We start from the raw sequence: 23,528 nt of genomic DNA on the forward strand, positions 1-23,528 counted from the left end.
CGGCGTGTCACGAATCGGGACAGATCACTCCGGCGCGACGGCCTGGAACGGCGAGGTGGCGGCCTCGCCGATATCGCCGACCGCGCTGCGCAGGTGCACCTTGCCCTCGGCGAGCTCGTACGTCAGGCCGACGATCGCGACCCGACCCTCGTCGACCCCCTGGGCGATGATCCGCGAACGCTCCCGGAGCAGGCGCCCCGTCTCCATCACGTGCTGGGCGGTGATGTCGTTGACGTCCGTCAGCCCCTCGCGGCGGCCCGCCAGGACCGACGGGGTGAGCCGCTCGACGATGTCGCGGATGTAGCCGGGCGGCATGGTTCCGGTGTCGATGGAGTTCACCGTGGCCGCGACGGCGCCGCAGCTGTCGTGGCCGAGGATCGCGATGAGCGGCACCTTGAGCACCTCGATGGCGTACTCGATGGAGCCGAGCACGGCGGCGTCGATGATGTGTCCGGCGGTGCGGACGACGAACATGTCGCCGAGGCCCTGGTCGAAGATCACCTCGGCCGCGACGCGCGAATCGCCGCAGCCGAAGAGCACCGCGGTGGGCTGCTGGCCGGCGGCCAGTTCCGCCACCCGGCTCGCGCCCTGATTCGGATGCGCGGGCACTCCTTCGACGAAGCGCCGGTTGCCGTCACGGAGGGCGCGCCAGGCGCCGGGAGGAGTCGAGGTGGGCATGGGTCCATAATGCACGTCGTGACTTCCACGCGAGACGCCAGCGGCGATTCTGTCCCGGATTTCACTCCGGTGCTCTCCTGGTTCGACCTCGCGGAGCGCGACCTTCCGTGGCGAGCACCGGATGTCGGCGCGTGGGCGATCCTGGTCAGTGAGGTGATGCTGCAGCAGACACCCGTCGTGCGGGTCGAGCCCGTGTGGCGCGCGTGGATGGAACGCTGGCCCACCCCGGCCGACCTCGCCGCCGCCACCGGCGCCGATGCCGTGCGCGCCTGGGGCAAGCTCGGCTACCCGCGCCGGGCGATGCGGCTGCACGCGTGCGCGCAGGCCCTCGTCGAGCGGTTCGACGGTTCCGTCCCCGCCGACGTCGACCAGCTCCTGTCGCTGCCGGGGGTGGGCGACTACACCGCCCGCGCGGTGGCGTGTTTCGCGTACGGCCGCGACGTCCCCGTGGTCGACATCAACGTGCGCCGGGTCCTCGCCCGCGCGGTGGCCGGCGACTCCGACGCGGCGGCACCGTCGACCACGCGCGACCTGGCGGCAGCGACGGCGGCCGTGACCACCGTTCCCGCCGACCGGCGACCGCGGCTGTCGGCAGGGTTGATGGAGCTGGGCGCGCTGGTCTGTACGGCGCGGTCGCCGCGGTGCGGCGAGTGCCCGCTGCACGCCGACTGCGCCTGGCTCGCTGCGGGGGCACCGTCGGGCACGGTGGCGCCGCGGAAGGCGCAGAAGTACGAGGGCACGGATCGGCAGGCGCGCGGGCGCCTACTCGACGTGCTGCGCGGCACCGACGGCGCCGTTCCCCGGGCCGCGCTCGACCTGGCCTGGGAGCGCGATCCCGCGCAACGCGACCGAGCGCTGGACTCCCTGCTGGTGGACGGGCTGATCGAGCAGACGCGGGACGGCCGCTTCGCGCTCGCGGGCGAGACCTGACCACTCGACGCCGCGTGCTGGGAGCGCTGCGGCGGTGCGCGCGGCACGCGACCGCCTCGTAGGCTGGCCACCATGACCACCTATGTAGTGACTGGCGCGAACGGCGGCCTCGGCGAGGTCGTGACGCGTCGCCTCGCCGCCACCGGCGGCCGTGTCGTGATGGCGTGCCGCGATGTCGCGGGCGCACAGCGCATCGCCGACGAGATCGACGGCGACGTGATCGTCGAGGCCCTGGACCTGGCCGACCTGGACTCGGTGCGTGCGTTCGCCGAGCGCACCGGCGAGGTGGACGTGCTCGTCAACAACGCCGGGCTGATGAACATCCCGCTGCGCCGCACGAAGCAGGGCTTCGAGATGCAGTTCGGGGTGAATCACCTGGGCCACTTCGCGCTCACCGGGCTGCTGCTGGACCGCCTGACGGACCGCGTCGTCGCGGTCTCCTCGGTCGCGCACCGGCAGAACTACCGCTGGCGCATGGACGACCCGAACTACGAGAACCGCACGTACCTGCGCACCGAGGCGTACGGGCAGAGCAAGCTCGCGAACATGATGTTCGCGCGCGAGCTGCAGCGCCGGTTCGAGGCCGCGGGCTCGCCTAAGAAGGCGTACTGCGTGCACCCGGGCGTCTCCCCGACCGGCCTGTTCGCCCGCACGGACACCCCGCTGGACCTGGTGCTGAAGCCCGCCGTCGCGCTGTTGAACAACCCGCCGGAGAAGGCCGCGCAGTCGCTGATCCTCGCCGCGACCGACCCGGACCTCGACCCGCACCCGTGGTGGGGCCCGACGCAGCTCTTCCAGTCCCGCGGCCCCGTGGGCAAGTGCGCCAGCACCGCGGTCTCCAAGGATCAGGCCAAGTGGGCGGAGCTGTGGGCCGTCTCCGAGAAACTCACGGGTGTCAGTTACGCGCTTTGAGGTCCAGCAGGCTCTCGGCGGAGGCGGTCACCGCGTCCTGCCAGGCGCGGGGCCGCCAGCCGAGCTCGTCGCGGGCCCGCGCGCTCGACGCGGAGCGTGTCTGTCCGAGGAGCGGCACGAGGTCGCCGACCTCGGGATCGAACCGCCCGACGATGCGCAGCACCACGTCGGGGATCGCGCGGGTCGGCACCCGCTTCGCGCGATCGCCGAGGCGAGCACGCAGCTCGTGGGCGATGTCGAGCATGGAGATCACGCCGTCCGTCGCGGCGATGTAGCGACGGTTCGCGGCCAGGTCAGCGTCGGCGGCCCGCAGGTGCAGGTCGACGACGTCGCGCACGTCCACGATGTTCAGCCTCACGTTGGGGACGGCCGGCGGGCGACCGGACAGCAGCCCGTCGATAAGCCGCAGCGACGAGGTCGCGTCGGCAGAGCGGGCCGGTCCGAAGATGCCGGTCGGACAGATCGTCGTGAGTGCGAGGTCGCCGCCCTCGCGGTCCATGAAATCCCACGCGGCGCGCTCGGCGAGCGCCTTGGACTTCACGTACGCGCTCATCGACTCGCCGTCGACGTCGGTCCAGTCCGATTCGTCGAACGGCTCCGCCTGCGGCGGGTGGCCGTAGTACACGGCGCCGCACGACGAGGTCGCCACCACGCGCGGCACGCCGGAATCCCGTGCGGCCCGGAGCACCCGGAGCACCCCGTCGACCGCGGGGCGGATCACCTGCTCCTCGTCTCGCGTCGCGGTGAGCGGCGAGGCGACGTGGTGCACGACGTCGCACCCGGCGGTCGCCTCGGCCCAACCCTCGTTGCCGAGTAGGTCCGCCTGGACGACCGTGAGCCGCCCGTCGGCATCCGGGAACCGCGCGAGAACAGCGTCCGCCTTCGCCGCGTCGCGCACCGTCGTGCGCACGGTGTCGCCGCGGTCGAGCAGCGCCGCGATCGTCCATCCACCGACGAAGCCGGTGCCACCGGTGACGAGTGCTGTGGCCATGGTCTCTCCTCTTTGGTTAGCCGATCGGCTAACCAAAGGTAGCATGGGAGCGTGAGCAGGCGAGCGGAGCAGGCGGAGCGGACCCGGACGGCCATCCTGGCGGCCGCCGAGGCGCTGATCGCGGAGCAGGGCTTCGACCGCACCTCCCTGCAGCAGGTCGCGGACCGCGCCGGCGTGACGAAGGCGAACGTCTACTACTACTTCCGCACAAAGGAGGCCCTGCTCGGCGGCGTCGTCGCGCCGCACGCGCAGGCGCTGCGCGCACTCGTGGACGACGCCGCGGCACTGCCCGACCCCGCCGCGCGCCGCAGCGCGCTCATCGCGGGCTACGTCAACCAGTCAGTCCGCGCCTTCCGGCGCATCGGCGCCGTCGGCATCGGGGGCGACCCCGCGCTCCGGCGCGCGATGGCGGGAACCGCAGACCTCGACGCTATCGCGGCCGACGCCCTTCCGCTCCTCCTCGGCCCTGAGCCTTCGCCGCGACAACTCGCGGGCTGGCTGCAACTGAGCGACCTGGGCCCCGCGCTGCGCGGCCTGGGCCATCTGCCCGATCCCGAGCTGCGGGACGCGCTCGTCGACCTCTGTGAGCGCGCTCTCGCGGCCTGACCATTCGGAATGCCGGCGGGCCACGGACTGTTGCACCGTCCATGCGCGTGGACGTCTGGACCGATATCAACTGCCCCTTCTGCTACATCGGGAAGGCCCGCTTCGAGGAGGCACTGGCCGCGTTCCCGCAGCGTGATCAGGTCGAGGTGATCCATCGATCCTTCGAGCTCGACCCCACCGCCGGCCCTTCCGAGCCCGTCATCCCTCGGATCGCGGCCAAGTACGGCATCAGCGAGGCGCAGGCCGCCGCCAACGAGCGGGGCCTCGGCGCGCAGGCGCAGCAGCTGGGCCTGCCCTACCAGGTCGACGGCCGCGACAGCGGCAACAGCTTCGACATGCATCGGCTGCTGCACTGGGCCCTCGAGCTGGGCCGCCAGGAGGCGCTACTCGACGCGCTCTACGCCGCCAACTTCGCCGAGTCCGAGACAGCTTTCGGCAGCATCGACCGCCTCGTCGGAATCGCCGAGTCCGCCGGGTTCGACGGTGCCGCCGCCCGCGCGGTCCTCGACGATCCGACGGCGTACGCGGATGCGGTGCGCGCTGACGAGGAGACCGCCAAGCGGATCGGCATCGGCGGTGTCCCGTTCTTCGTCTTCGACGGCAAGTACGCCGTCTCTGGCGCACAACCGCCCGAGGTCTTCACCGAGGCGCTGACCAAGGCCCGCGGCGACGAGCCGCTCACCGTCATCGGCGGCGACGACGCGGAGGCGTGCGGTCCGGACGGCTGCGAGCTGCCGCCGCGCGACTGACCACGGCACGCGGTAGCGGCGGCTATGCGGCAGGCGGTCTGGGTTGGCAGCGCGGACACCACCAGATCGCCCGCTCTGCGTCTGTCGCACCGCCGAGGGAGCCCGCGACGATCGTCGTCCCGCAGCGCAGGCAGGGACGCCGCGCGCGTCCGTAGACGAAGGCCCGCATGCCGTTCCGATCGACACCCGTCGTCACCCTGCGCGTGCGCCCGAGGTTGGCGCGCAGCAGCCGTGCGGCGCCGTCGGCCCAGGCCAGCGGGTCGCCGCACTCCCCGACCGGCGTCGTCGGATGCGTGCCCCGCAGGAAGCAGAGCTCGTTGCGATAGACGTTGCCCACCCCGGCGAGGTTGCGCTGGTCGAGCAGTGCGAGCCCGACGGGGCGGTCCGGCTCGGCGGCGAGGTTCGCCGCGGCGCGGCCGGCGTCCCAGTCGAGTCCGAGCGGATCGGGACCGAGGCGGGCGAGGGCACCGTCGGCCTCGGCGGCCGTGAGAACCTCGAGGGTGCCGAGCGAGAATCCCACGACCTGCGCCCCGTCGACGGCGAGCACGGCGCGGGCGGTGTGCGCGGGCCGCCGCCAGCGCTGGCCGGGACGGTACACGTGCCACTCGCCCTCCATCTTGAGATGACTGTGGATCACCGCGCCGCCGACGTCCATGAGCAGGTGCTTGCCGCGCGCAGTCACCGAATCGACGGTGCCACCCGACAAGTCCACGCTCGCGAACCGCGGCACGCGGATGTCGCAGCCGGTGAGCACCTTGCCCGCGAGCACCGGCCGCAGTCGTGCGGCCAGGTTGTGGACGGTGTCTCCCTCGGGCACGGCTAGTCCAGCCCGGAGAGGAAGGCCTCGACCGCCCCGCGGTACACGCCCGGGGCGTCGTCGTGGACGAGGTGGCCGGCACCGTCGACCTTGAGGTACCGAAGGTCGGGCCCCGCGTAGGCGCGAATCATCCGCTCCCCCACGCCGGGCGGCACGACGGTGAATTCGGCCTCGAGCAGCAGCGTCGGCGCCTGCACCGCGCGCCACTGCGCCCAGTGATCGCGCGGGCCCCAGTGGTCGGCGATGGCGCGGAAGACGTCGATGTCACCGTGCAGGGCGCCGTCGTCGAAGGCCTCGTAGAAGTACCGCCCGGCGACGGGGCCGAACAGCGCCTCGCACTCGGCCTGCGAGGCGAAGCGCTCCGGCCAGCTGGCGAACCACGGCGCCCAGGTGTCGGTCGACTGGCCCGTGAACTCGGGCGACATGTCCTCGACGACAAGGGCGCGCACCAGTTCGGGGTATTCGGCGGCGGTGCACCAGGCGTGCAGGCCGCCCATCGAGTGACCGACCAGCGTGGCCGGGCCCTGGTCGAGGTAGGTGAGGATCTCGGCGACGTCGGCGACGAAGCGTTCCGTGGTGATGTCGTCGGGGGGTACGGGAAAGTCTGGCCCGCGGTGGAATTCGGCGTCGAAGGTGAAGACGCGGCCGTACCGGCGCAGCCACGGGATCTGCCTGCGCCACGTGCGGCCGCGGCCCATGAGCCCGTGCAGCAACACGATCGGCCCGCCCTCGTCGCGGCCGCCCCAATCTCTCAGGCCCACACACTCATCCACGCGGCCCAACCTACCGGGTCGGGCGACTGTATCGTCGGAGCATGTCGGTAGTGAAGATCAACGCCATCCGCATCCCCGAAGGCGCGGGCCCGGAGCTCGAGACGCGGTTCGCGCAGCGCGCGCACGCCGTCGAGAACTCCCCCGGCTTCCTCGGCTTCCAACTACTGCGCCCGGTGAAGGGCGACGACCGCTACTTCGTGGTCACGCAGTGGGAGTCGGAGGAGGCGTTCGCCGCGTGGCGCGACGGCCAGGCCCGCGAGGCCCACGCCGGCCAGCGCACCCCCGAGGGCGGCGACGCTCGCAAGCCCGTCGCCTCGGGCGCCGACCTGTTGGAGTTCGAGGTCGTCCTCGACGTGCAGGGCAAGGCCGCGCAGTAGCTCCGCGGGACTCGCACGAGCCCGACGCCGGCACCACGCGCCGCTCGTCGGGGTATGCGCGCCGCGCATGGCCGTCCCCGAAGAAATCAGGGCTGACGTGCGGTAATTCGAGCCATGCGTGTGGCGCATAGCTTCGTCCAGCTACACCTGCCCGATCGACGCGCCTGAGCGTCACAGCCAGGCGCCCGAGTCCCAGGTGAGGAACGACTCCAGGCTGGACGCGGGGTGCTGCTGCGGGTGGTTGGTGGAGAGGTACGCGCCGCGGTAGAACAGCAGCGGCTTCGCGTCGTCGACGTCGCCGAGGTGGTGCACCCGGCCGATCGCGATGTGGTGATCGCCGCCGTCGAGCACGTTCTCGAGGGTGCAGTCCATCCAGGTCAGCGAACCGTCGATGGTCGGATTGCCGAGCGGCGACGGCGTCCACCGCAGCCCCTCGAACTTGTCGTCCACCGACCGCCCGAACGCGGCGCTCACGGACTCCTGCTCCTGCCCCAGCACGGAGACCGCGAACTTCCCGGACGCCTCGATGTGCTTCCACGTGCGGGAGGTCTTCATGGGGCAGAACAGCACGAGCGGCGGGTCCAGCGACAGCGCGGCGAAGGACTGACAGGCGAAGCCCACCGGCTTCCCCTCGGCGTTGGACGTCGCGATGATCGTGACCCCGGTGCAGAACTGCCCCATCACATGTCGGAACGTGCGCTGGTCGAATCCGGCCTCGGTCATGCTGTCAACCTACTCCCGCCGTTCCCGACGGTGCGCACCCGACCGCCGCCCGGTACGCCTCGCGGCCGGGTGCACCGAGCCTGCGCACGGACGACGCCCCGCGCCACCGATTCGCTCGACATGATCCTTAACCGCGAGGAGCCGCCACCCCCGAAGGGTGACGGCTCCTCTGCCCCGACGGCGTCGGGTGTTCGCTACGCGGTCTCGCCGGGCGTCGTGCCCGACGAGGCGTCGGCCACCAGGGCCGGCACGGCGTCGTCGGACTTCTCCAGGTCGATCGCGGGCTTGGGCTTGCCGGTGAAGGTGAACTTCGCGTCCTCGCCCTTGCTCTCGCCGTCCCAGCCCTCAACGTCGACCTCGATGATCTGGCCCGCGGAGATCTCACCGAACAGGATCTTCTCGGACAGCGCGTCCTCGATCTCCCGCTGGATGGTGCGGCGCAGCGGCCGGGCGCCGAGGACCGGGTCGAAGCCGCGCTTGGCGAGCAGCGCCTTCGCCTGATCGCTGACCTCGAGGCCCATGTCCTTGTTCTTCAGCGCGCCGCCCACACGGTTGAGCATCAGGTCGACCATCTCGATGATCTGATCCCGCGTGAGCTGGTGGAACACGACGATGTCGTCGATGCGGTTGAGGAACTCGGGCCGGAAGTGCTTCTTGAGCTCGTCGTTGACCTTCTGCTTCATCCGGTCGTAGTTGGCACCGTCGGAGTCGCCCGACGTGAAGCCCAGACCGACCGCCTTCGAGATGTCACCCGTACCGAGGTTCGACGTGAAGATCAGCACGGTGTTCTTGAAGTCGACGGTGCGTCCCTGACCGTCGGTGAGGCGACCGTCCTCGAGCACCTGCAGCAGCGTGTTGTAGATCTCGCTGTGCGCCTTCTCGATCTCGTCGAAGAGCACCACGGAGAAGGGCTTGCGGCGCACCTTCTCGGTGAGCTGGCCGCCCTCCTCGTAGCCGACGTACCCGGGAGGGGCACCGAACAGGCGCGAAGCTGTGAAGCGGTCGTGGAACTCGCCCATGTCGATCTGGATGAGCGCGTCGTCCTCGCCGAACAGGAAGTTGGCGAGCGCCTTCGACAGCTCCGTCTTACCCACACCGGACGGGCCGGCGAAGATGAACGAGCCCGACGGGCGCTTCGGATCCTTCAGGCCCGCACGGGTACGACGGATCGCCTTCGAGACCGCCTTGACGGCGTCCTCCTGGCCGATGATCCGCTTGTGCAGCTCATCCTCCATGCGGAGCAGACGGGTGGTCTCCTCCTCGGTGAGCTTGAAGACGGGGATACCGGTCCAGTTGCCCAGGACCTCCGCGATCTGCTCCTCGTCGACCTCGGCCACGACGTCGAGATCACCGGCGCGCCACTGCTTCTCGCGCTCAGCGCGCTCGCCGATGAGCTGCTTCTCCTTGTCGCGCAGCGAGGCCGCCTTCTCGAAGTCCTGCTCGTCGATCGCCGATTCCTTCTCGCGACGCGCATCGGCGATCTTGTCGTCGAAGGCGCGCAGGTCCGGCGGCGCGGTCATCCGGCGGATACGCATGCGCGCGCCCGCCTCGTCGATGAGGTCGATCGCCTTGTCCGGCAGGAAGCGGTCGTTGATGTACCTGTCCGCCAGGGTGGCGGCGGCGACCAGCGCACTGTCGGTGATCGAGATGCGGTGGTGCGCCTCGTACCGGTCGCGCAGGCCCTTGAGGATCTCGATGGCGTGCTCGACGCTCGGCTCCCCCACCTGGACGGGCTGGAAGCGGCGCTCCAGCGCGGCGTCCTTCTCGATGTACTTGCGGTACTCGTCGAGCGTGGTGGCGCCGATGGTCTGCAGCTCGCCGCGGGCCAGCTTCGGCTTGAGGATCGATGCGGCGTCGATCGCGCCCTCGGCGGCACCCGCGCCGACGAGCGTGTGCAGCTCGTCGATGAACAGGATGATGTCGCCGCGGGTGTCGATCTCCTTGAGCACCTTGCGCAGGCGCTCCTCGAAATCACCGCGGTAGCGCGAGCCGGCCACCAGGGACCCCAGGTCCAGGGTGTAGAGCTGCTTGTCCTTGAGCGTCTCGGGCACGTTGCCGTTGACGATCGCCTGCGCCAGGCCCTCGACGACGGCGGTCTTGCCGACGCCGGGCTCACCGATCAGCACGGGGTTGTTCTTGGTGCGCCGCGAGAGCACCTGCATGATGCGCTCGATCTCCTTGGACCGGCCGATGACCGGGTCCAGCTTGCCCTGGGCCGCTGCGGCGGTCAGGTTCCTGCCGAACTGGTCCAGGACCAGGGAGGTCGACGGGGTGCCCGCCTCGCCGCCACCGCTCGTCCGGGCCCCGGCGCCGGCCGGCTCGCCGCCGCCCTCCTTGCCCTGGTAGCCGGAGAGCAGCTGGATGACCTGCTGGCGGACGCGGTTGAGATCAGCGCCCAGCTTAACCAGGACCTGGGCCGCGACGCCCTCACCCTCTCGGATCAGGCCGAGCAGGATGTGCTCGGTGCCGATGTAGTTGTGTCCGAGCTGCAGCGCCTCGCGCAGCGACAGCTCCAGGACCTTCTTGGCGCGCGGCGTGAAGGGGATGTGGCCCGACGGGGCCTGCTGGCCCTGCCCGATGATCTCCTCGACCTGGCTGCGCACCCCCTCCAGGGAGATGCCCAGCGACTCGAGGGCCTTGGCCGCCACGCCCTCACCCTCATGGATCAGCCCCAGGAGGATGTGCTCGGTGCCGATGTAGTTGTGATTGAGCATCCTGGCTTCTTCTTGCGCCAGGACGACGACGCGACGAGCGCGGTCGGTGAACCTCTCGAACATGGCCATTTTCCTCACATCCCGGTTACTTCGGGGACCGGCCGAGGCCGAACCCGCAGATAGCCGTCTGCAATAAACGTCTTCTCACTGTAGTTCGGACCGGTCAGCGATGGTGTCGGCAGTGCCCCGCTCCCGGGGCTCGCAGGCACCGTCACCCCCGATCCGTTCCTGATACACCAGGTCAAACGCACCCCCGACGGGATTTGATCCCCGTTCCGCCGTGAGCGAAACGACCCCGGAGACGCCTCCACCCCGGCGCACCGGGCGCCGGGGTGGAAGCGAGGAGCCGTCAGTTGGCGGCGTTGTAGGCGTCGATCACGTCCTGGCTGATGCGACCGCGGTCGTTCACCTTCAGACCGGACTTGCGGGCCCAGTCTCGGATCGCGGCGCTCTGCGAGCGGTCGATCGGCGTGCGGCCGCGCGGGGCGGCGAGGGCGCGAGTGCCGCGCTTGCGTCCGCCGGCCCGGCGGGCGTTGGCGACCCAGTCCTCCAGCGACCCGCGCAGCTTGGCGGCGTTCTTGGTCGAGAGGTCGATCTCGTACGTCACACCGTCCAGCCCGAACTCCACGGTCTCGTCAGCGGTCTGCGTATCGTCCACGTCGTCGACCAGCGTAACGGTGACCTTGCGCGCCATAATATTGGCTCCTTCTCAAAGTAATGACTGTATTACGTCGTTCAAATCGAGTGTATACACACCGATCGCACTGATTCAATTCGACCGTCGCCGAATTCGGTCGCGATCAGGTAACGATTCGCGGCGCGGCGCAGTCGTAATTCGGACGAACCACGCGAGTGACGCGTTATTCGCGGATACCCGGGCTATGCGGGCTGCACGAGGGAACGCACCCGATCCGCACCGATCGCGAGCAGGAGAGTAGGCAGGCGGGGGCCGGTATCGCTGCTCACCAAGAGTCGGTAGAGAAGGACGAAAAATGCACGCTGCGCTGCCGCCAGCTCCTTATCGCCCTTCACGATCTGATCGGCGCCGAGCCCGCGCTGCACCTTCGCGACGCCGTACACCTGATGGGTGATTCCGGCGAGCGACCAATCGTCCTCGAGCCGGCCGAGACCCGCCGGGGCGGGCGCGCCGGACCCCTCCAGCAACAGCCGTAGGCCCTCACGCTGCTCCTCGGTGAGGGACGCCAGGAGCGCGGCATCGGGTTCGCTCCGGACGACGGTGCGCTCCTCCGGGGGCATCTGCTCGGCCACCCAGGCGGTGGCTCGGTCCAGCCGCGGGCGCAGCGGGGCGAGCCCGTCCAGCGGTTGATCGGGCTCGAGGGCCGCCAGGATCCGGAGCGTCTGCTCGTCGTCGCCGGTGGTGATGTCCACCACCGAGGCCAGCGTCTTGTAGGGCATCGGGCGCGGGGTCAGCGGCAGCTCGCGCACCTGCTGCGACGCCGTGTCCAGCACGGATGCGGCGCGCGCGAGGGCGGCGATGTCGCCCGGCTGCGCGCGACCGTCCCCGACCTTGCGCACCAGCGCGTCCCACTCGTCATAGGTCCGGGGTAGCTCGCCGTCGAGCGCGACGTCGAAGGACTGGTTGGGCTTCTTGCGCCCGTACAGCCAGCGCAGCAGCGGCGGCTCGAGGTAGCGCAGCGCGACGGCGGCCGTCGGAACGCCGCCTTTCGAGGACGACATCTTCGCCATGCCGCGGATGCCGACGAAGGCGTACATCGGGCCGAGCGGTCGCTTCCAGCCGAAGATCGGCGCCACGTCCTTGCCGACCGCGAAGGACGACCCGGGTGACTGGTGATCGACGCCGGAGGGTTCGAAAGTGATCTTCTCGAAAGCCCAGCGCATAGGCCAATCGACCTTCCACACGAGCTTTCCGTCGCAATGATCGCGGAGCACCACAGTTTCGGTATGCCCGCACCGACAAACATAGGTGAGGTCGGTCTTTTCGTGGTCGTACGCCGTCACGGTGGTGAAATCGGTCCCGCATACGGCGCAGTAAGGCTTGTACGGGTAGTAGCCCGAATCGCCCGATCCGTCGGTGTCCTCCGCCGCACCGGAGCCCGCCTCGGCGATAGCGCGGTCGGCGTCCGCGTCCGTTTCCGCCGCATTTTCCGGGGCCGACGGGGTTTCTCCGCGATCGAGCGTGCGATAGCGCTCAAGGATCGAATCAATGCGCCCGCGCTGGGCCATCGCGTGCAGCACCTGCTCCGAATACGCTCCGGAAGTGTACATCTGCGTCTGGCTGATTCCGCGGTACTCGACGCCCAGCTCCTCCAGCGCGTCCTCCAATTCACGACGGAAATGCTCGGCCCAGTTGTCGGCGTCGGAGCCGTGCGGCGCCGGGACGCGCGTCAGCGGCTTACCGATGTGCTCGTTCCACGAGGAGTCGACTCCGGGCACGGCGGGGACCTTGCGGAACCGGTCGAAGTCGTCCCAGGAGATGATGTGCTCGACCTGCAGTCCGCGGCGCCGCAGCTCGTCGGCCACGAGGTGCGGCACCATGACCTCGCGGAGGTTGCCCAAGTGGATCGGCCCCGACGGCGAGATGCCCGAGGCCACCTTCACCGGCGTCCCGTTCCGCTCGGCGAAGGCCAGGGCGTCATCCGCGAGTCGGGAGACCCAGTCGTCCAGGGGTGCAGTCACGGGCTCAACAGTCACGTCTGATGATTCTACCGCTCGGCCGCGGTCACCCCGGATTCGTGATGCGCACCGGGACCACGCCGCCCACGATCATCGGCGGCGCAGCACCCGGGCGGCGTCGGTCTCAGGCCTCGTGGGCGGCGAACTGGGCCAGCGCCCGCTCGTACTCCGCGGAGGTGCCGGCGGGGCCCCCGCCGCGCGCGATGCCCAGGGCCAGGGCCCGGTAGCCACCGTCGACCGACGAGGCCTGGACGCCCCGGTCCCGGAGGCGGGTGGCGATCGCGGCGGCGGTGGCGCCGTTACCGCTGACCAGCAGCCAGTGGGCGTCGGGGCCTGCGGCGGCGAGGCTGGTGGGAAGGCCGGGAACGAGCCGCGCGGCGACGGCGGCCGCGTCGAGGGCGATGGCACCGGGGAGGATGCCGTCGCGGTTGCGTTCGGACTGATCGCGGACGTCGACGACGATCTGGCCTGCGGCCGGCGTGAAGTGCACGGGGTTCATCGGAGGTCTCCAGGAGGGAGGCGGAGCGCGCGGAGAGCGCGCCCGGGCAGCGGAAGGGGGTCGGGTACCTAACGGACCCGACAACACTCCATGCAGCTGCGCACCTGGCTCATGACAGGGAACGTAGCACCCCGGCGCCGGCACCGGCAAGGATTGCAATCATCAGTGCCGCGAATCCCGCGCGCGCCTGTCCCGCTGCGCCCGGTTGGCGCGTTCGCGCAGGTAGACCGCGCGCAGCCCCTGCAGGGTCAGGTCGGCGCGGTGGTCCGTCACGGTCGAGCACTCGGGCGCGATGCCCTCGTCGAAGCCACCCGTCGCGACCACCCGGGCGCCGGGCACCACATCGAGCGCCCGGCCGACGAGCGCGTCCACCATGCCGGCGAAGCCGTAGATGATGCCCGACTGCAGCGCCTCGACGGTGTTCTTCCCGACCACCGACCGCGGCGCAGCGAGCTCGACCCGGCGCAGCGCGACGGTGCGCTCGGCGAGCGCGTCCAGGGCACTCCCCACGCCCGCCGCGATCGCGCCGCCGAGGAACTCCCCCTTCGCGCTGACCACGTCCACGCGCGTCGACGTGCCGAAATCGACGACGATGCAGGGAGCGCCGGCGTGTCGGCCGATCAGCTCGAAGGCACCGGCGGCGTTGGCGACGCGATCGGTGCCCACCTCGCGCGGGTTGTCCACGAGCAGCGGCACCCCCGTCTTCACGCCCGGCTCGAGGATCACGTGCTCGGCCGCCGCGTAGTAGCGGGGCATCACCGCCCGCAGCGAGCGCAGCAGCTCGGGCACCGTCGAGAGCACGCTGACGCCGGTGACCGCCGCGGGGTCGACGCCCGCGCCCGTGAGCACGCCGTTGAGGATGAGTGCCAGCTCGTCCGAGGTCATCCGCGGGTCGCTGCGCAGCCGCCAGCTGCCCACCAGGTCCTCGCCGTCGGCGGACGCGAAGAGCCCGACGGTGACCGCGGTGTTGCCGGCGTCGATGGCCAGCAGCACTAGACGCGCCCCGTCGCCAGGCCGAAACCGTCGGGCACGTGCGCCGGGTCGGCGGTGAGCTCGACCGGCCTGTTGTCGGCGTCGACGAAGACGACGCTGGGCGCGTAGGTGCGCAGCTCCTCCTCGTTCAGCTGGCCGTAGGCGATGAGGATGACGATATCGCCTGGATTCACGAGATGCGCTGCGGCGCCGTTGATCCCGATCACGCCACTCCCTCGCTCGCCGGCGATGGTGTAGGTCTCGAGCCGTGCGCCGTTGGTCACGTCGACGATGGCCACCTGCTCGCCCTCGAGGAGGTTCGCAGCGTCCAGCAGGTCGGCGTCGACGGTGACCGACCCGACGTAGTGCAAGTTCGCCTCGGTCACGGTGGCGCGGTGGATCTTGCTGGTCATCATGGTGCGCAACATCACTGGGCCTCCACTTCATCGACGAGGGCCGCTCGCTCCGCATCCGACTCCTCCAGGAACCCGGTGCCGATGGCGATGCCCACGTTGTCGAGCAGCCGGGTCGTCCCGAGTTTGGCGGCCACCAGCAGGCGGCCGTCGCCCTTCTCCGGCGCGGGACCCAGGTCGGGGGCCCGCAGCTCCAGGTACTGCACCTCGATGCCGGGGCGCGAGGCGAGGACCTCGTTCGCCGCGGCGAGGATGGCGGGCTCGCCGCCCTGCGCGGCGTAGGCGCCGGCGAGCAGCGCCGCCGACAGGGCAGTCGCGGCCTCGCGCTCGTCATCGGAGAGGTAGACGTTGCGCGAACTCAACGCCAGGCCGTCGGCCTCGCGGACCGTCGGGACGCCGACGATCCTGACGTCCATGTTCAGGTCCGTGACCATCTGCCGCACCAGCACCAGCTGCTGGTAGTCCTTCTCACCGAAGTAGGCGGCGTGCGGCCGCACGATGTTGAGCAGCTTGTTCACCACGGTCAGCATGCCCGCGAAGTGGGTCGGCCGACTGTCGGCCTCGAGTCCGAGGCCGGCGGGGCCGGGCTGGATCGTGGTGCGCGGGCCGTTCGGATACATGTCGGCGGCCGACGGCGCGAAGACCAGCTCGACGCCGGCCGCGCGCAGCTTCTCCACGTCCGCGTCGAGGGTCCGCGGATAGGCGTCCAGGTCCTCGTTCGCGCCGAACTGCAGCGGATTGACGAAAATCGAGACCACGACGACCGCGCCGTTCAGCCTGGCGGCGTGGACCAGCTCCAAGTGCCCGGCGTGCAGCGCGCCCATGGTGGGCACGAAGGCGATCTGCCGGCCGGTGGACTTCAGCGCGGTGGTGACCTTGGTCAGCTGCGCCGGGTCGTGGTGCACCGTCAGCTGGCCGGGGGTGTACGGACGGGTGGGTGCGCTCATCGGTTTTCCTTCTCGAGGGCGGGATCGATCGTGGCTGAGGTCCCGGATTGGGCCGCCGCGCGCCGGGACTGGGCGCGGTAGGCGTCGGCGATGGCCGGGTCGACGGTGTCGATCGCGGCGAGGTGCCGGGTCACGGCCGCGGCGTCGCCGCGGGCGGCCGGCCCGGTGAGGGCGGACGGACCGCGGGAGAGTGCGTTCTCGAGCGCGGCGCGGGCCAGCGGCGCGAGCACCCGCTCGGCCAGCGCGTCGATGGAGCCGCCGGCCAGGAATTCGGGATCGTCCAGGCCCGCCCCGCCGGCCAGGGCGGCGCGCAGCGCGAGCAGGGCGTCGTCGACCAGGGCGACCAGGTGGTTGGCGCCGTGCGCGAGCGCCGCGTGGTACAGCGGCCGCGCCCCCTCCGGCACGCGCACGGGTTCGGCGCCGATCTCCAGCGCGAGCGCCTGGCCGACCGCGTGGCCGATCTCGTCGGCGGCGGTGACGCCGACGCAGCAGTCGGCGAGACGGACGGTGTCGTCGGGATCGTCGACGAAGGTCATCGCGGGGTGGAAGGCGACGGTCGTGCAGCCGAGGCGGGCGAGGGGCGCGAGCACGCCCACGCCGAGCGCGCCCGAGGTGTGCAGGACGATCGCCGACGGGTTGACCCGGTCGGCGAGCTCGTCGACGAGGGCGGAGAGCTCGGTGTCCGGTACGGCAAGGATCAGGAGCTCGGCCTTCTCGGCGATGACCGCGGGGGTGTCGACGCGGGCCTCGGGGAGGCGCCGGGCGGCGCGCTCGCGGGAGTGCTTCGACGGCGCGGACGCCGCGGTGACGACGTGGCCCGCACGTTCGAGCGCGGCGCCGAGGGCGGTGCCGACGCGGCCGGCGGAGATCACGCCCACGGACAGTCTCGCGGGGGTGGGGGGATTGGGGATGCCCGCCAGCTGATGCACAGCGTCAGGCGAGTCCGAGAACTCGGGCATGGGCGTACGCCTCCAAGGGGTCGTTCCAGTCCCGCGCCGCGGGTACCAGACGGTCACCGAAAGGCTATGCCCGTGCAGGTGGCCCGAGCAACGGCGTGTGAGCTAGATCATCACTCCGGCTTGCGGCGGCGTCCGCCGCTGGAGCGCTCGGTGTCGGCGTTCATGCGCGCGATCAGGTCGGCGACGGTGTTGCCGGAGCTGTGCTGGCCGGCGTGACCGGTCTCGGCCTGCTCCTCCTCGCGGTCGTCGCGGTCCTCGGGCGCCTGCTGCGGCGAAGTGGGCTCCTGCTCCTGCGCCCACGGGCGGTCCTGCGGCTGCGGCCCCGTCGCCGACGGGCCATGCCCCGGGAACTGTGCGCCCGGGAACTGCGGGGCCTCCGGCGGAGCGGACTGGAACGGAGAGTACGGGGGCGTCGACGACGGGGTCGACGTGGCGCCCGGCGTGTACGGACGGGGCGGCAGCGGCGACCGGTAACCGGACTGCGGGGCGAGCGGCACGAAGGGCTCGTCGCCGCCGGGGACGTGGTCGACGTGCTCCACGTCGACGGGCGGCTGCGCATCCGCGGAGGTCGTGGACGCCGAGGGCGCCGTAGCCGGCTCGTCGGTGACGACGTGGAAGACGGTGGTCGGCGAATCCTCCTGTGGACGGTCTGCGGCCGCGGTGCGCGGAGGTCCGGACGGCCCCGTCGGCCCCGAGGTGCCCGGGACGGGCGCCGCCGGGACGTCGGTCACCGTCGCCTCGTCGATGGGTTCCGCCGCGACGGACGCCGCGCCGTAGTAGTCGTCGACGTCCGCCGTGGCGGGCTCGGGCACGCCGGCGAAGTCCTGCTGCGCCCGGAACCGGTCGTCGTCCTCGAAGACCGACTTGGCACGCTGGGCGGCCAGCGCCCGCTGCTCCGCGGCGGCGTACAGCTCGGTGTACGACGGGCCGAGGTCTCGGCCCAGGAGTTCCTCGAGGTTCGCGCGCAGCGCGAGGACCTCGGCCTTGAGGGCGGTGAGTTCCTCGTTCGACTCGTTCTTCAGCTCGGCGCGGATATCGCGCTCGATCTGCAGTTCGTACTCGCGGCGCGCGCTGATCTCCCGTTCCAGCTGCAGCCCGTAGACGGTCTTGAGGCCGCTCTCCTTCGACTCGGCGGCGCGCAGGTCGCGTGAGTAGCGCGCGATGAGGAAGGCCGCGATCACCAGGCCCCACACCAGCAGGATCAGCGAGACCAGGCCCCAGCGGCGGTCCTCCGAGAACACCCACATCCCGGTGCCCACGACGGCGAGCAGGATCACCACGCCGAGCATCCACTGCCCCGCTCCCGAGGAACGGCGCGGGACACGCTTTCGTGAACTCGGGATCGGTGGTTGCGTCATGTCCGCGACCTTACCTTTTACCTGAGGTCGGATTCCTCAGGCTGGCGATGTGTCGGCGGGCTGATCGTCGGGATCGTCGGGTGTGCGACAGCAACGCTCCAGCCACAACGCCGCGGCCAGGAGTAGCGCCGCGCCCGCGGCGCCGATCCACGCCCCCGGACGGTCGGCATGCGTTGCGGACAGGCTCGCGCCCTCAGTGAGGAGGAAGGCGAGCATGCCGCCGAAGAAGCCCAGGGCCACGGCGCCGAGGTAGGCCGATGCCTTAGCGAGGGCGACGGCCCGCGCGACGGCGATGGGATGGATCCGCCCGGGACCCCAGCCGACCTGGCCGCGCGCCAGGCGCGAGCGCACGAGCTGCGCGATGTAGAGGTCGGCGGCGGCGACGCCGTAGAGCAACGCCCCGGCCCACACGGGCACCACCGGCACCACGTTGCGCACCAGCAGGTACGAGCCGAAACCCACGCCCAGCACGATCACCAGCAGCTCGATCCAGCCGGTCGCGCGCACCGTCGGTCCGCCCGGATCCTCGGGCTTCTTCTCCGTGCCCTTCGGCGCTCCGGTCACAGGCGCGTCACCTCCGCGATCTCGTCGGCGGGCAGGGCCCGCAGCAGGCTGTCGACGGTGCCTCGTCCGGGCAGCCGCGCGTCCGGATCGGCGTCCCGCCAGGGCACGAGCACGAAGGCGCGCTCGTGCGCGCGGGGGTGCGGCAGGGTCAGCTCCGGGTCGTCGGAGACCACGGGCTCGTCGCCCTCCCACACCGCGATGACGTCGACGTCCAGGGTGCGCGGGCCCCACCGGACCTCGCGAACCCGCTGCGCCGCGGCCTCCTGGTCACGCGCGAAGGCGAGCCAGCCGGCGGCGTCGCGCGCCGGATCGTCGACGAGCACGGTCGCGTTGACGAAATCGTCCTGCTCGACGCCGCCCCACGGCGGCGTGCGGTACAGCGCCGAGGCGCGCACCAACGCCGGGCCGAGGGCGTCGATCGCGGCGCGGACGGCGGCGTCCGCGGCGCCGAGATTGGCGCCGAGCGAGAGGACGGCGCGGCTCACTGCCCGCGCCTTTCCGCGGCCCGGGACCGGCGGGCCGTCACCGCGACGTCGGCGAAGGCCAACGGGATCGGCGCGGACGGTTTGTGCACCGTGACCTCGACGGCGTACACCTTCTCATCGGCGGCGATGTCGTCGGCGATCTCCGCGGCCACGGTCTCGATGAGGTTGCGCGGCTCCCCCGCGACGATCTCGTGGGCGCGCTGCGCGAGTGCCCCGTAGTCGAGGGTGTCGGCCAGATCGTCGGAGGCCGCAGCGGGCCGCGAGTCCACCCAGAGCACCAGGTCGACGACGAACTCCTGGCCGTCGCGGCGCTCGTGCTCGAAGACGCCGTGATTGCCCCGCACGCGCAGGCCCGTGAGTTCGATCCGGTCCGCCATCAGGCACCGCCCTTCATCCAGGCCTCGGCCACGGCGACGGCGTCCGCCGTCGACCGCACGTCGTGCACGCGCACGCCCCACACGCCGGCCCGAGCGGCGAGCGCGGAGACCGCGGCGGTCGCCACCTCGCGGCCCGCGGGTTCGCGGCCGCCGAGCAGCTCGCCGAGGAAGCGTTTGCGGGAGGCGCCCACGAGGATCCGGAAGCCCGTCGCCTGCAGGGCCGGGAGACCCCGCAGCAGCTCCCAGTTGTGGGCCGCGTTCTTCGCGAAGCCGAGGCCCGGGTCCAGCACGATCCGCTCGGGGGCGATACCCGCCGCGATCGCGGCGTCGGCCTGGTGCAGCAGCTCGTCGCGCACCTCGGCGACGACGTCGTCGTACTCGGTGATCTCGTGGTGGATGCCGGCCCACACCGGTCCCGGCGCGCCGGGCGAGGGCCGCCAGTGCATGAGGATCCAGGGTACGTCCGAGTCGGCGACCACGCGGGTCATGTCCGGGTCGGCGCGGCCGCCCGAGACGTCGTTGACGATCGCGGCTCCCGCCTCGAGCGCGGCGGCGGCCACGGAGGCACGCATGGTGTCCACCGAGACGACGACGCCCTCGGCGGCGAGCGCGGAGATCACGGGCACGACGCGGTCGCGTTCCAGCTCGGCGGGCACGCGGTGCGCGCCGGGCCGGGTCGACTCTCCGCCCACGTCCACGATCGCGGCACCGTCCGCCACGAGCTCGCGCGCCCGCACGACGGCGGCGCCGGGGTCGAGGTAACGGCCGCCGTCCGAGAAGGAGTCGGCGGTCACGTTCACGACGCCCATGATGAGCGTGCGGCCCGGCTCCCCCGTCACCGGCGCAGGATCAGCTCGAGCGCCTCGGCGCGCGAGGTCGCACTGTCCTTGAAGGCGCCGCGCACCGCCGATGTCGTGGTGCTCGCGCCGGGCTTGCGGATGCCGCGCATCGCCATGCACAGGTGCTCGGCCTCGATCACCACGATCACGCCGCGGGGATCCAGTTTGCGGACCAGCGCGTCGGCGACCTGCGCGGTGAGCCGCTCCTGCACCTGCGGCCGCTTGGCGTAGAGGTCCACGACGCGGGCCAGCTTGCTCAGGCCCGTGACCCGGCCGCTGGCGCCGGGCAGGTAGCCCACGTGGGCGACGCCGTGGAAGGAGACCAGGTGGTGCTCGCACGTCGAGTACATGGGGATGTCCTTGACCAGCACCAGCTCGTCGTGATCCTCGCCGAAGGTGGTGTCCAGCACCGCGTCCGGGTCGGTGTGCAGCCCACCGAAGACCTCCCGGAAGGCACGCGCGACGCGGTCGGGGGTCTGCTGCAGGCCCTCGCGGTCCGGGTCCTCCCCGACCGCGATGAGCAGCTCACGGACCGCGGCGGCGGCGCGGTCGTGGTCGAACGGGGCCACCGCGGCCCCGTTGTCCTCGCCCATCAGCTCTCGCTCGATCGGTCCGAGCCGGACTGCTCCCCGCCCTGCCGGCCGTGCTCGCCCGGGGCGCCGCCCTCGGGCTGCCGCCCCTGGGGCGACTGTCCCTGCGGCGGCTGTCCCTGCGGCGGCTGTTCCTGCGGCGGCCACCCGGGCGCCGACCAGCCAGCGGGGGCGCCGTAGTCGGGGCGGCTGCCCTGCGGCTGCTGCTCCCCGTACTGTCCCTGCGGCTGACCGCCGTACGGGCCGGGTGCCGGGTACTGCGGGCCGGGGTAGGTCTGCTGCCCGCCCCACTGGTAGCCGGGCTGGCCGTACCGGGGCTGGCCCTGCTGGCCGTACACGGGCTGACCCTGCTGGCCGTAGCCCGACGGTGCGCCGGGCGCGGGCCAGGGCTGCCCGGCGGGTGCGGGCACGCCCCACTGGCCGTTCTGCCCGGCGTACCCGTTCTGCGCGGGCTGGGCCGCGGCGAGGGCCGCGGCCTTCTCCTGCTCGGCCTTGCGGCGCTCGGCCTCCTCGTCGACGGGCGGCCAGGGCTCGCCCTTCTCGATCGCGATCTCCTTCGGAGTCTTGATCGGCGGCTTGGTCGACGGGATGCGGCTGCCGAAGTCGTCGAACTGCGTGATCCGGGGGCGCTTCTCCACCGACTCGAAGATCCGCTCGAGGTCCTTGCGGACCAGCGTCTCCTTCTCCAGCAGCTCGCCCGCCAGCACGTCGAGCACGTCGCGGTACTCGTTGAGGATGGCCCACGCCTCGGTGTGCGCGGCCTCGATGAGCGTGCGCACCTCCTCGTCGATCTGCGCGGCCACGGCGTCGGAGTACTGCGCGCCCCCGCCCATGCCGCGGCCCAGGAAGGGGTCACCCTCGTCCTGGCCGTACTTCACCGCGCCGAGGCGCGCGCTCATGCCGTACTCGGTGACCATGGCGCGGGCGATCTTCGTGGCCTGGTCGATGTCGCTCGACGCGCCCGTCGTGGGCGAGGCGAACACCAGCTCCTCGGCGGCGCGGCCGCCCATCGCGAAGATCAGCCGGCCGATCATCTCGTTGCGGGTGTACATGCCCTTGTCGTTCTCGGGCACGGCGAGCGCGTGGCCGCCGGTGCGGCCGCGGGCGAGCACCGTCACCTTGTACACGGGGTCGAGGCCCTCCGTGGCCCACGCGGCCAGGGTGTGCCCGCCCTCGTGGTACGCGGTGACCTTCTTCTCGTGCTCGGAGATGATCCGGTTCTTGCGGCGCGGGCCGCCGACGACGCGGTCCACCGCCTCCTCGAGGGTGGGCGCCGTGATGACGGTGCCGTTCTCGCGGGCGGTGAGCAGCGCGGCCTCGTTGATGACGTTCGCGAGGTCGGCGCCGGACATGCCGGGGGTCCGCTTGGCGAGGCCGTCGAGGTCGGCGTCGGGCGCCAGCGGCTTGCCCTGCGCGTGCACGTTGAGGATCGCCTTGCGGCCCGCCATGTCCGGGTTGGAGACGGGGATCTGCCGGTCGAAGCGGCCCGGGCGCAGCAGCGCGGGGTCGAGGATGTCGGGCCGGTTGGTGGCCGCGATCAGGATGATGCCCTGGCGGTCGCCGAAGCCGTCCATCTCGACGAGCAGCTGGTTGAGGGTCTGCTCGCGCTCGTCGTGGCCGCCGCCCAGGCCGGCGCCGCGCTGGCGGCCGACGGCGTCGATCTCGTCGACGAAGATGATGCAGGGGCTGTTCTCCTTGGCCTGCTCGAACAGGTCGCGCACGCGCGAGGCGCCGACGCCGACGAACATCTCGACGAAGTCGGAGCCGGAGATGGTGAAGAACGGCACGCCGGCCTCGCCCGCGACGGCGCGCGCGAGCAGTGTCTTACCCGTGCCGGGCGGGCCGTAGAGCAGCACGCCCTTGGGGATCTTCGCGCCCAGCGCCTGATAGCGGGCCGGGTTCTGCAGGAAGTCCTTGATCTCGTACAGCTCCTCGACCGCCTCGTCCGCGCCGGCGACGTCGGCGAAGGTGGTCTTGGGCATGTCCTTGGTGAGCTGCTTGGCCTTGCTCTTGCCGAAGCCCATGACGCCGCCGCGGCCGCCGCCCTGCATGCGGTTCATGAGGAAGAAGAACAGGCCGACCAGGAGCAGGATCGGGAGCAGCGTGAACAGCAGCATCGAGATCCACGGCGATTCCTGCGTCACGTTCGTGGTGTACGTGATGGGCTTGCCGTCGGGGTTCTGCGCGTCCTCGACGAGGCCGAGGATGTCGCGCGAGGTGCCGGCGGGGTACTTCGCGAAGACCTTCGTCGAGCCGTCGGTGCCGTTCTCGCCCTCGACGGGCTTCGCGAGAGTCACACGCAGCGTCTGCTCGCGGTCGTCGATCTGGACGTCGGTGACGTTCTTCGCCTCGAGCTGCTGCACGACCAGCGACGTGGACGTGGGCCTGTAGTCGCGGTTGCCGCCGCCGACCATGGTGAACGCCCAGACGATCAGGACGAATCCGGCGATGATCGCCAGCGTGCGGATGAGTGATTTCCGTTTCATATGGCTTCGCCTCGCGGCTCGTCAGTCCTTCTTCTTCCGGCGCGCGGCGAGCCGCGCTGAGTCGACTTCCCAGGCTACCGTGCAGCGCCGGTGCCGATCCGGTCGCGTGGGTGC

25 protein-coding genes are annotated in these 23,528 nt (G+C 71.4%); 5 read left to right on the plus strand and 20 right to left on the minus strand.

Annotated features, from left to right (window positions below; translation table 11 throughout):
• Positions 1-24 precede the first annotated feature (24 nt).
• A complete protein-coding gene (locus FK529_RS04080) occupies positions 25-678 on the minus strand; it encodes a carbonic anhydrase (protein WP_146559752.1) in 654 nt (217 codons plus the stop codon).
• Between the two features lie 9 nt (positions 679-687).
• On the opposite strand from FK529_RS04080, the gene FK529_RS04085 reads away from it, so the two are divergent.
• Positions 688-1,608, plus strand: coding sequence for an iron-sulfur binding domain-containing protein (locus FK529_RS04085; protein ID WP_146559753.1), 921 nt, complete (start codon positions 688-690; stop codon positions 1,606-1,608).
• 72 nt (positions 1,609-1,680) lie between these two features.
• Positions 1,681-2,520, plus strand: a complete 840-nt coding sequence (locus FK529_RS04090) for an SDR family NAD(P)-dependent oxidoreductase (RefSeq protein WP_146559754.1) — start codon at positions 1,681-1,683, stop codon at positions 2,518-2,520.
• Here the strand turns inward: FK529_RS04090 and FK529_RS04095 are convergent.
• Complete coding sequence (locus FK529_RS04095; protein WP_146559755.1) at positions 2,504-3,511, minus strand: NAD-dependent epimerase/dehydratase family protein; 1,008 nt, start codon at positions 3,509-3,511, stop codon at positions 2,504-2,506. The genes FK529_RS04090 and FK529_RS04095 overlap by 17 nt on opposite strands.
• 51 nt (positions 3,512-3,562) lie before the next feature.
• Between FK529_RS04095 and FK529_RS04100 the strand changes: the two genes are divergently transcribed.
• Both FK529_RS04100 and FK529_RS04105 read left to right on the plus strand, forming a co-directional pair.
• Entirely contained in the window at positions 3,563-4,117 is a 555-nt protein-coding gene (locus tag FK529_RS04100; protein ID WP_146559756.1) for a TetR/AcrR family transcriptional regulator, read from the plus strand.
• A 41-nt stretch (positions 4,118-4,158) separates the two neighbouring features.
• Positions 4,159-4,866 (plus strand): DsbA family oxidoreductase, encoded by a 708-nt coding sequence (locus FK529_RS04105; RefSeq protein ID WP_146559757.1) that lies wholly within the window; start codon positions 4,159-4,161, stop codon positions 4,864-4,866.
• A 22-nt stretch (positions 4,867-4,888) separates the two neighbouring features.
• Here the strand turns inward: FK529_RS04105 and FK529_RS04110 are convergent, their stop codons facing one another.
• Complete coding sequence (locus tag FK529_RS04110; protein WP_146559758.1) at positions 4,889-5,683, minus strand: DNA-formamidopyrimidine glycosylase family protein; 795 nt, start codon at positions 5,681-5,683, stop codon at positions 4,889-4,891.
• Positions 5,684-5,685: 2 nt separating this feature from the next.
• The gene (locus tag FK529_RS04115) at positions 5,686-6,456 is read right to left on the minus strand and encodes an alpha/beta fold hydrolase (RefSeq protein ID WP_146559759.1); all 771 of its coding nucleotides are present in this window, start codon (positions 6,454-6,456) and stop codon (positions 5,686-5,688) included.
• A 41-nt stretch (positions 6,457-6,497) separates the two neighbouring features.
• On the opposite strand from FK529_RS04115, the gene FK529_RS04120 reads away from it, so the two are divergent.
• Complete coding sequence (locus tag FK529_RS04120) at positions 6,498-6,833, plus strand: antibiotic biosynthesis monooxygenase family protein (RefSeq protein WP_146559760.1); 336 nt, start codon at positions 6,498-6,500, stop codon at positions 6,831-6,833.
• A 171-nt stretch (positions 6,834-7,004) separates the two neighbouring features.
• Here the strand turns inward: FK529_RS04120 and hsaB are convergent, their stop codons facing one another.
• The 16 genes from hsaB to ftsH all read right to left on the minus strand — a co-directional run bounded on the left by hsaB (position 7,005) and on the right by ftsH (position 23,414).
• Positions 7,005-7,556 (minus strand): 3-hydroxy-9,10-secoandrosta-1,3,5(10)-triene-9,17-dione monooxygenase reductase subunit, encoded by a 552-nt coding sequence (hsaB, locus tag FK529_RS04125; protein WP_146559761.1) that lies wholly within the window; start codon positions 7,554-7,556, stop codon positions 7,005-7,007.
• Between the two features lie 194 nt (positions 7,557-7,750).
• Positions 7,751-10,333, minus strand: coding sequence for an ATP-dependent Clp protease ATP-binding subunit (locus FK529_RS04130; protein WP_146559762.1), 2,583 nt, complete (start codon positions 10,331-10,333; stop codon positions 7,751-7,753).
• A gap of 286 nt (positions 10,334-10,619) precedes the next feature.
• Positions 10,620-10,964: a histone-like nucleoid-structuring protein Lsr2 gene (locus FK529_RS04135; RefSeq protein WP_146559763.1), complete on the minus strand. Its 345-nt coding sequence runs from the start codon at positions 10,962-10,964 to the stop codon at positions 10,620-10,622.
• Positions 10,965-11,149: 185 nt separating this feature from the next.
• On the minus strand, positions 11,150-12,928 hold the full coding sequence (locus FK529_RS04140; protein ID WP_231702913.1) for a lysine--tRNA ligase: 1,779 nt from the start codon (positions 12,926-12,928) through the stop codon (positions 11,150-11,152).
• Between the two features lie 121 nt (positions 12,929-13,049).
• Complete coding sequence (locus FK529_RS04145) at positions 13,050-13,424, minus strand: rhodanese-like domain-containing protein (protein ID WP_146559765.1); 375 nt, start codon at positions 13,422-13,424, stop codon at positions 13,050-13,052.
• 162 nt (positions 13,425-13,586) lie between these two features.
• Positions 13,587-14,417, minus strand: a complete 831-nt coding sequence (locus FK529_RS04150; RefSeq protein ID WP_146559766.1) for a type III pantothenate kinase — start codon at positions 14,415-14,417, stop codon at positions 13,587-13,589.
• Positions 14,417-14,824 (minus strand): aspartate 1-decarboxylase, encoded by a 408-nt coding sequence (gene panD / locus FK529_RS04155; protein ID WP_146559767.1) that lies wholly within the window; start codon positions 14,822-14,824, stop codon positions 14,417-14,419. Before panD ends, FK529_RS04150 begins: the two co-directional genes overlap by 1 nt.
• Complete coding sequence (gene panC, locus FK529_RS04160) at positions 14,824-15,756, minus strand: pantoate--beta-alanine ligase (RefSeq protein ID WP_146559768.1); 933 nt, start codon at positions 15,754-15,756, stop codon at positions 14,824-14,826. Before panC ends, panD begins: the two co-directional genes overlap by 1 nt.
• Positions 15,753-16,715 (minus strand): Rossmann-like and DUF2520 domain-containing protein, encoded by a 963-nt coding sequence (locus tag FK529_RS04165; protein WP_146559769.1) that lies wholly within the window; start codon positions 16,713-16,715, stop codon positions 15,753-15,755. Before FK529_RS04165 ends, panC begins: the two co-directional genes overlap by 4 nt.
• Before the next feature lie 110 nt (positions 16,716-16,825).
• Positions 16,826-18,073: a DUF6779 domain-containing protein gene (locus FK529_RS04170; RefSeq protein ID WP_146559770.1), complete on the minus strand. Its 1,248-nt coding sequence runs from the start codon at positions 18,071-18,073 to the stop codon at positions 16,826-16,828.
• A 36-nt stretch (positions 18,074-18,109) separates the two neighbouring features.
• Positions 18,110-18,637, minus strand: a complete 528-nt coding sequence (locus tag FK529_RS04175) for a DUF3180 domain-containing protein (RefSeq protein ID WP_146559771.1) — start codon at positions 18,635-18,637, stop codon at positions 18,110-18,112.
• The gene (gene folK / locus FK529_RS04180; protein WP_146559772.1) at positions 18,634-19,122 is read right to left on the minus strand and encodes a 2-amino-4-hydroxy-6-hydroxymethyldihydropteridine diphosphokinase; all 489 of its coding nucleotides are present in this window, start codon (positions 19,120-19,122) and stop codon (positions 18,634-18,636) included. The genes FK529_RS04175 and folK overlap by 4 nt, the downstream gene beginning before the upstream one ends.
• The gene (gene folB / locus FK529_RS04185) at positions 19,119-19,499 is read right to left on the minus strand and encodes a dihydroneopterin aldolase (RefSeq protein WP_146559773.1); all 381 of its coding nucleotides are present in this window, start codon (positions 19,497-19,499) and stop codon (positions 19,119-19,121) included. Before folB ends, folK begins: the two co-directional genes overlap by 4 nt.
• Positions 19,499-20,308, minus strand: coding sequence for a dihydropteroate synthase (gene folP, locus FK529_RS04190; RefSeq protein ID WP_146560137.1), 810 nt, complete (start codon positions 20,306-20,308; stop codon positions 19,499-19,501). The genes folB and folP overlap by 1 nt, the downstream gene beginning before the upstream one ends.
• Positions 20,309-20,334: 26 nt before the next feature.
• Positions 20,335-20,931: a GTP cyclohydrolase I FolE gene (gene folE / locus FK529_RS04195; RefSeq protein WP_146559774.1), complete on the minus strand. Its 597-nt coding sequence runs from the start codon at positions 20,929-20,931 to the stop codon at positions 20,335-20,337.
• On the minus strand, positions 20,931-23,414 hold the full coding sequence (ftsH, locus tag FK529_RS04200; protein WP_146559775.1) for an ATP-dependent zinc metalloprotease FtsH: 2,484 nt from the start codon (positions 23,412-23,414) through the stop codon (positions 20,931-20,933). The genes folE and ftsH overlap by 1 nt, the downstream gene beginning before the upstream one ends.
• Positions 23,415-23,528 lie beyond the last annotated feature (114 nt).

This window comes from Tsukamurella asaccharolytica (assembly GCF_007858435.1).
GTDB classification, from domain to species: domain Bacteria; phylum Actinomycetota; class Actinomycetes; order Mycobacteriales; family Mycobacteriaceae; genus Tsukamurella; species Tsukamurella asaccharolytica.

Excerpts from the sequence above, each read along its gene's own strand:
- FK529_RS04080 (WP_146559752.1), bottom strand. The coding sequence starts at position 678 with ATGCCCACCTCGACTCCTCCCGGCGCCTGGCGCGCCCTCCGTGACGGC.
- FK529_RS04085 (WP_146559753.1), top strand. The coding sequence starts at position 688 with ATGCACGTCGTGACTTCCACGCGAGACGCCAGCGGCGATTCTGTCCCG.
- FK529_RS04090 (WP_146559754.1), top strand. The coding sequence starts at position 1,681 with ATGACCACCTATGTAGTGACTGGCGCGAACGGCGGCCTCGGCGAGGTC.
- FK529_RS04095 (WP_146559755.1), bottom strand. The coding sequence starts at position 3,511 with ATGGCCACAGCACTCGTCACCGGTGGCACCGGCTTCGTCGGTGGATGG.
- FK529_RS04105 (WP_146559757.1), top strand. The coding sequence starts at position 4,159 with ATGCGCGTGGACGTCTGGACCGATATCAACTGCCCCTTCTGCTACATC.
- FK529_RS04120 (WP_146559760.1), top strand. The coding sequence starts at position 6,498 with ATGTCGGTAGTGAAGATCAACGCCATCCGCATCCCCGAAGGCGCGGGC.
- hsaB (WP_146559761.1), bottom strand. The coding sequence starts at position 7,556 with ATGACCGAGGCCGGATTCGACCAGCGCACGTTCCGACATGTGATGGGG.
- FK529_RS04130 (WP_146559762.1), bottom strand. The coding sequence starts at position 10,333 with ATGTTCGAGAGGTTCACCGACCGCGCTCGTCGCGTCGTCGTCCTGGCG.
- FK529_RS04135 (WP_146559763.1), bottom strand. The coding sequence starts at position 10,964 with ATGGCGCGCAAGGTCACCGTTACGCTGGTCGACGACGTGGACGATACG.
- FK529_RS04145 (WP_146559765.1), bottom strand. The coding sequence starts at position 13,424 with ATGAACCCCGTGCACTTCACGCCGGCCGCAGGCCAGATCGTCGTCGAC.
- panD (WP_146559767.1), bottom strand. The coding sequence starts at position 14,824 with ATGTTGCGCACCATGATGACCAGCAAGATCCACCGCGCCACCGTGACC.
- panC (WP_146559768.1), bottom strand. The coding sequence starts at position 15,756 with ATGAGCGCACCCACCCGTCCGTACACCCCCGGCCAGCTGACGGTGCAC.
- FK529_RS04165 (WP_146559769.1), bottom strand. The coding sequence starts at position 16,715 with ATGCCCGAGTTCTCGGACTCGCCTGACGCTGTGCATCAGCTGGCGGGC.
- FK529_RS04170 (WP_146559770.1), bottom strand. The coding sequence starts at position 18,073 with ATGACGCAACCACCGATCCCGAGTTCACGAAAGCGTGTCCCGCGCCGT.
- folB (WP_146559773.1), bottom strand. The coding sequence starts at position 19,499 with ATGGCGGACCGGATCGAACTCACGGGCCTGCGCGTGCGGGGCAATCAC.
- folP (WP_146560137.1), bottom strand. The coding sequence starts at position 20,308 with ATGGGCGTCGTGAACGTGACCGCCGACTCCTTCTCGGACGGCGGCCGT.
- folE (WP_146559774.1), bottom strand. The coding sequence starts at position 20,931 with ATGGGCGAGGACAACGGGGCCGCGGTGGCCCCGTTCGACCACGACCGC.
- ftsH (WP_146559775.1), bottom strand. The coding sequence starts at position 23,414 with ATGAAACGGAAATCACTCATCCGCACGCTGGCGATCATCGCCGGATTC.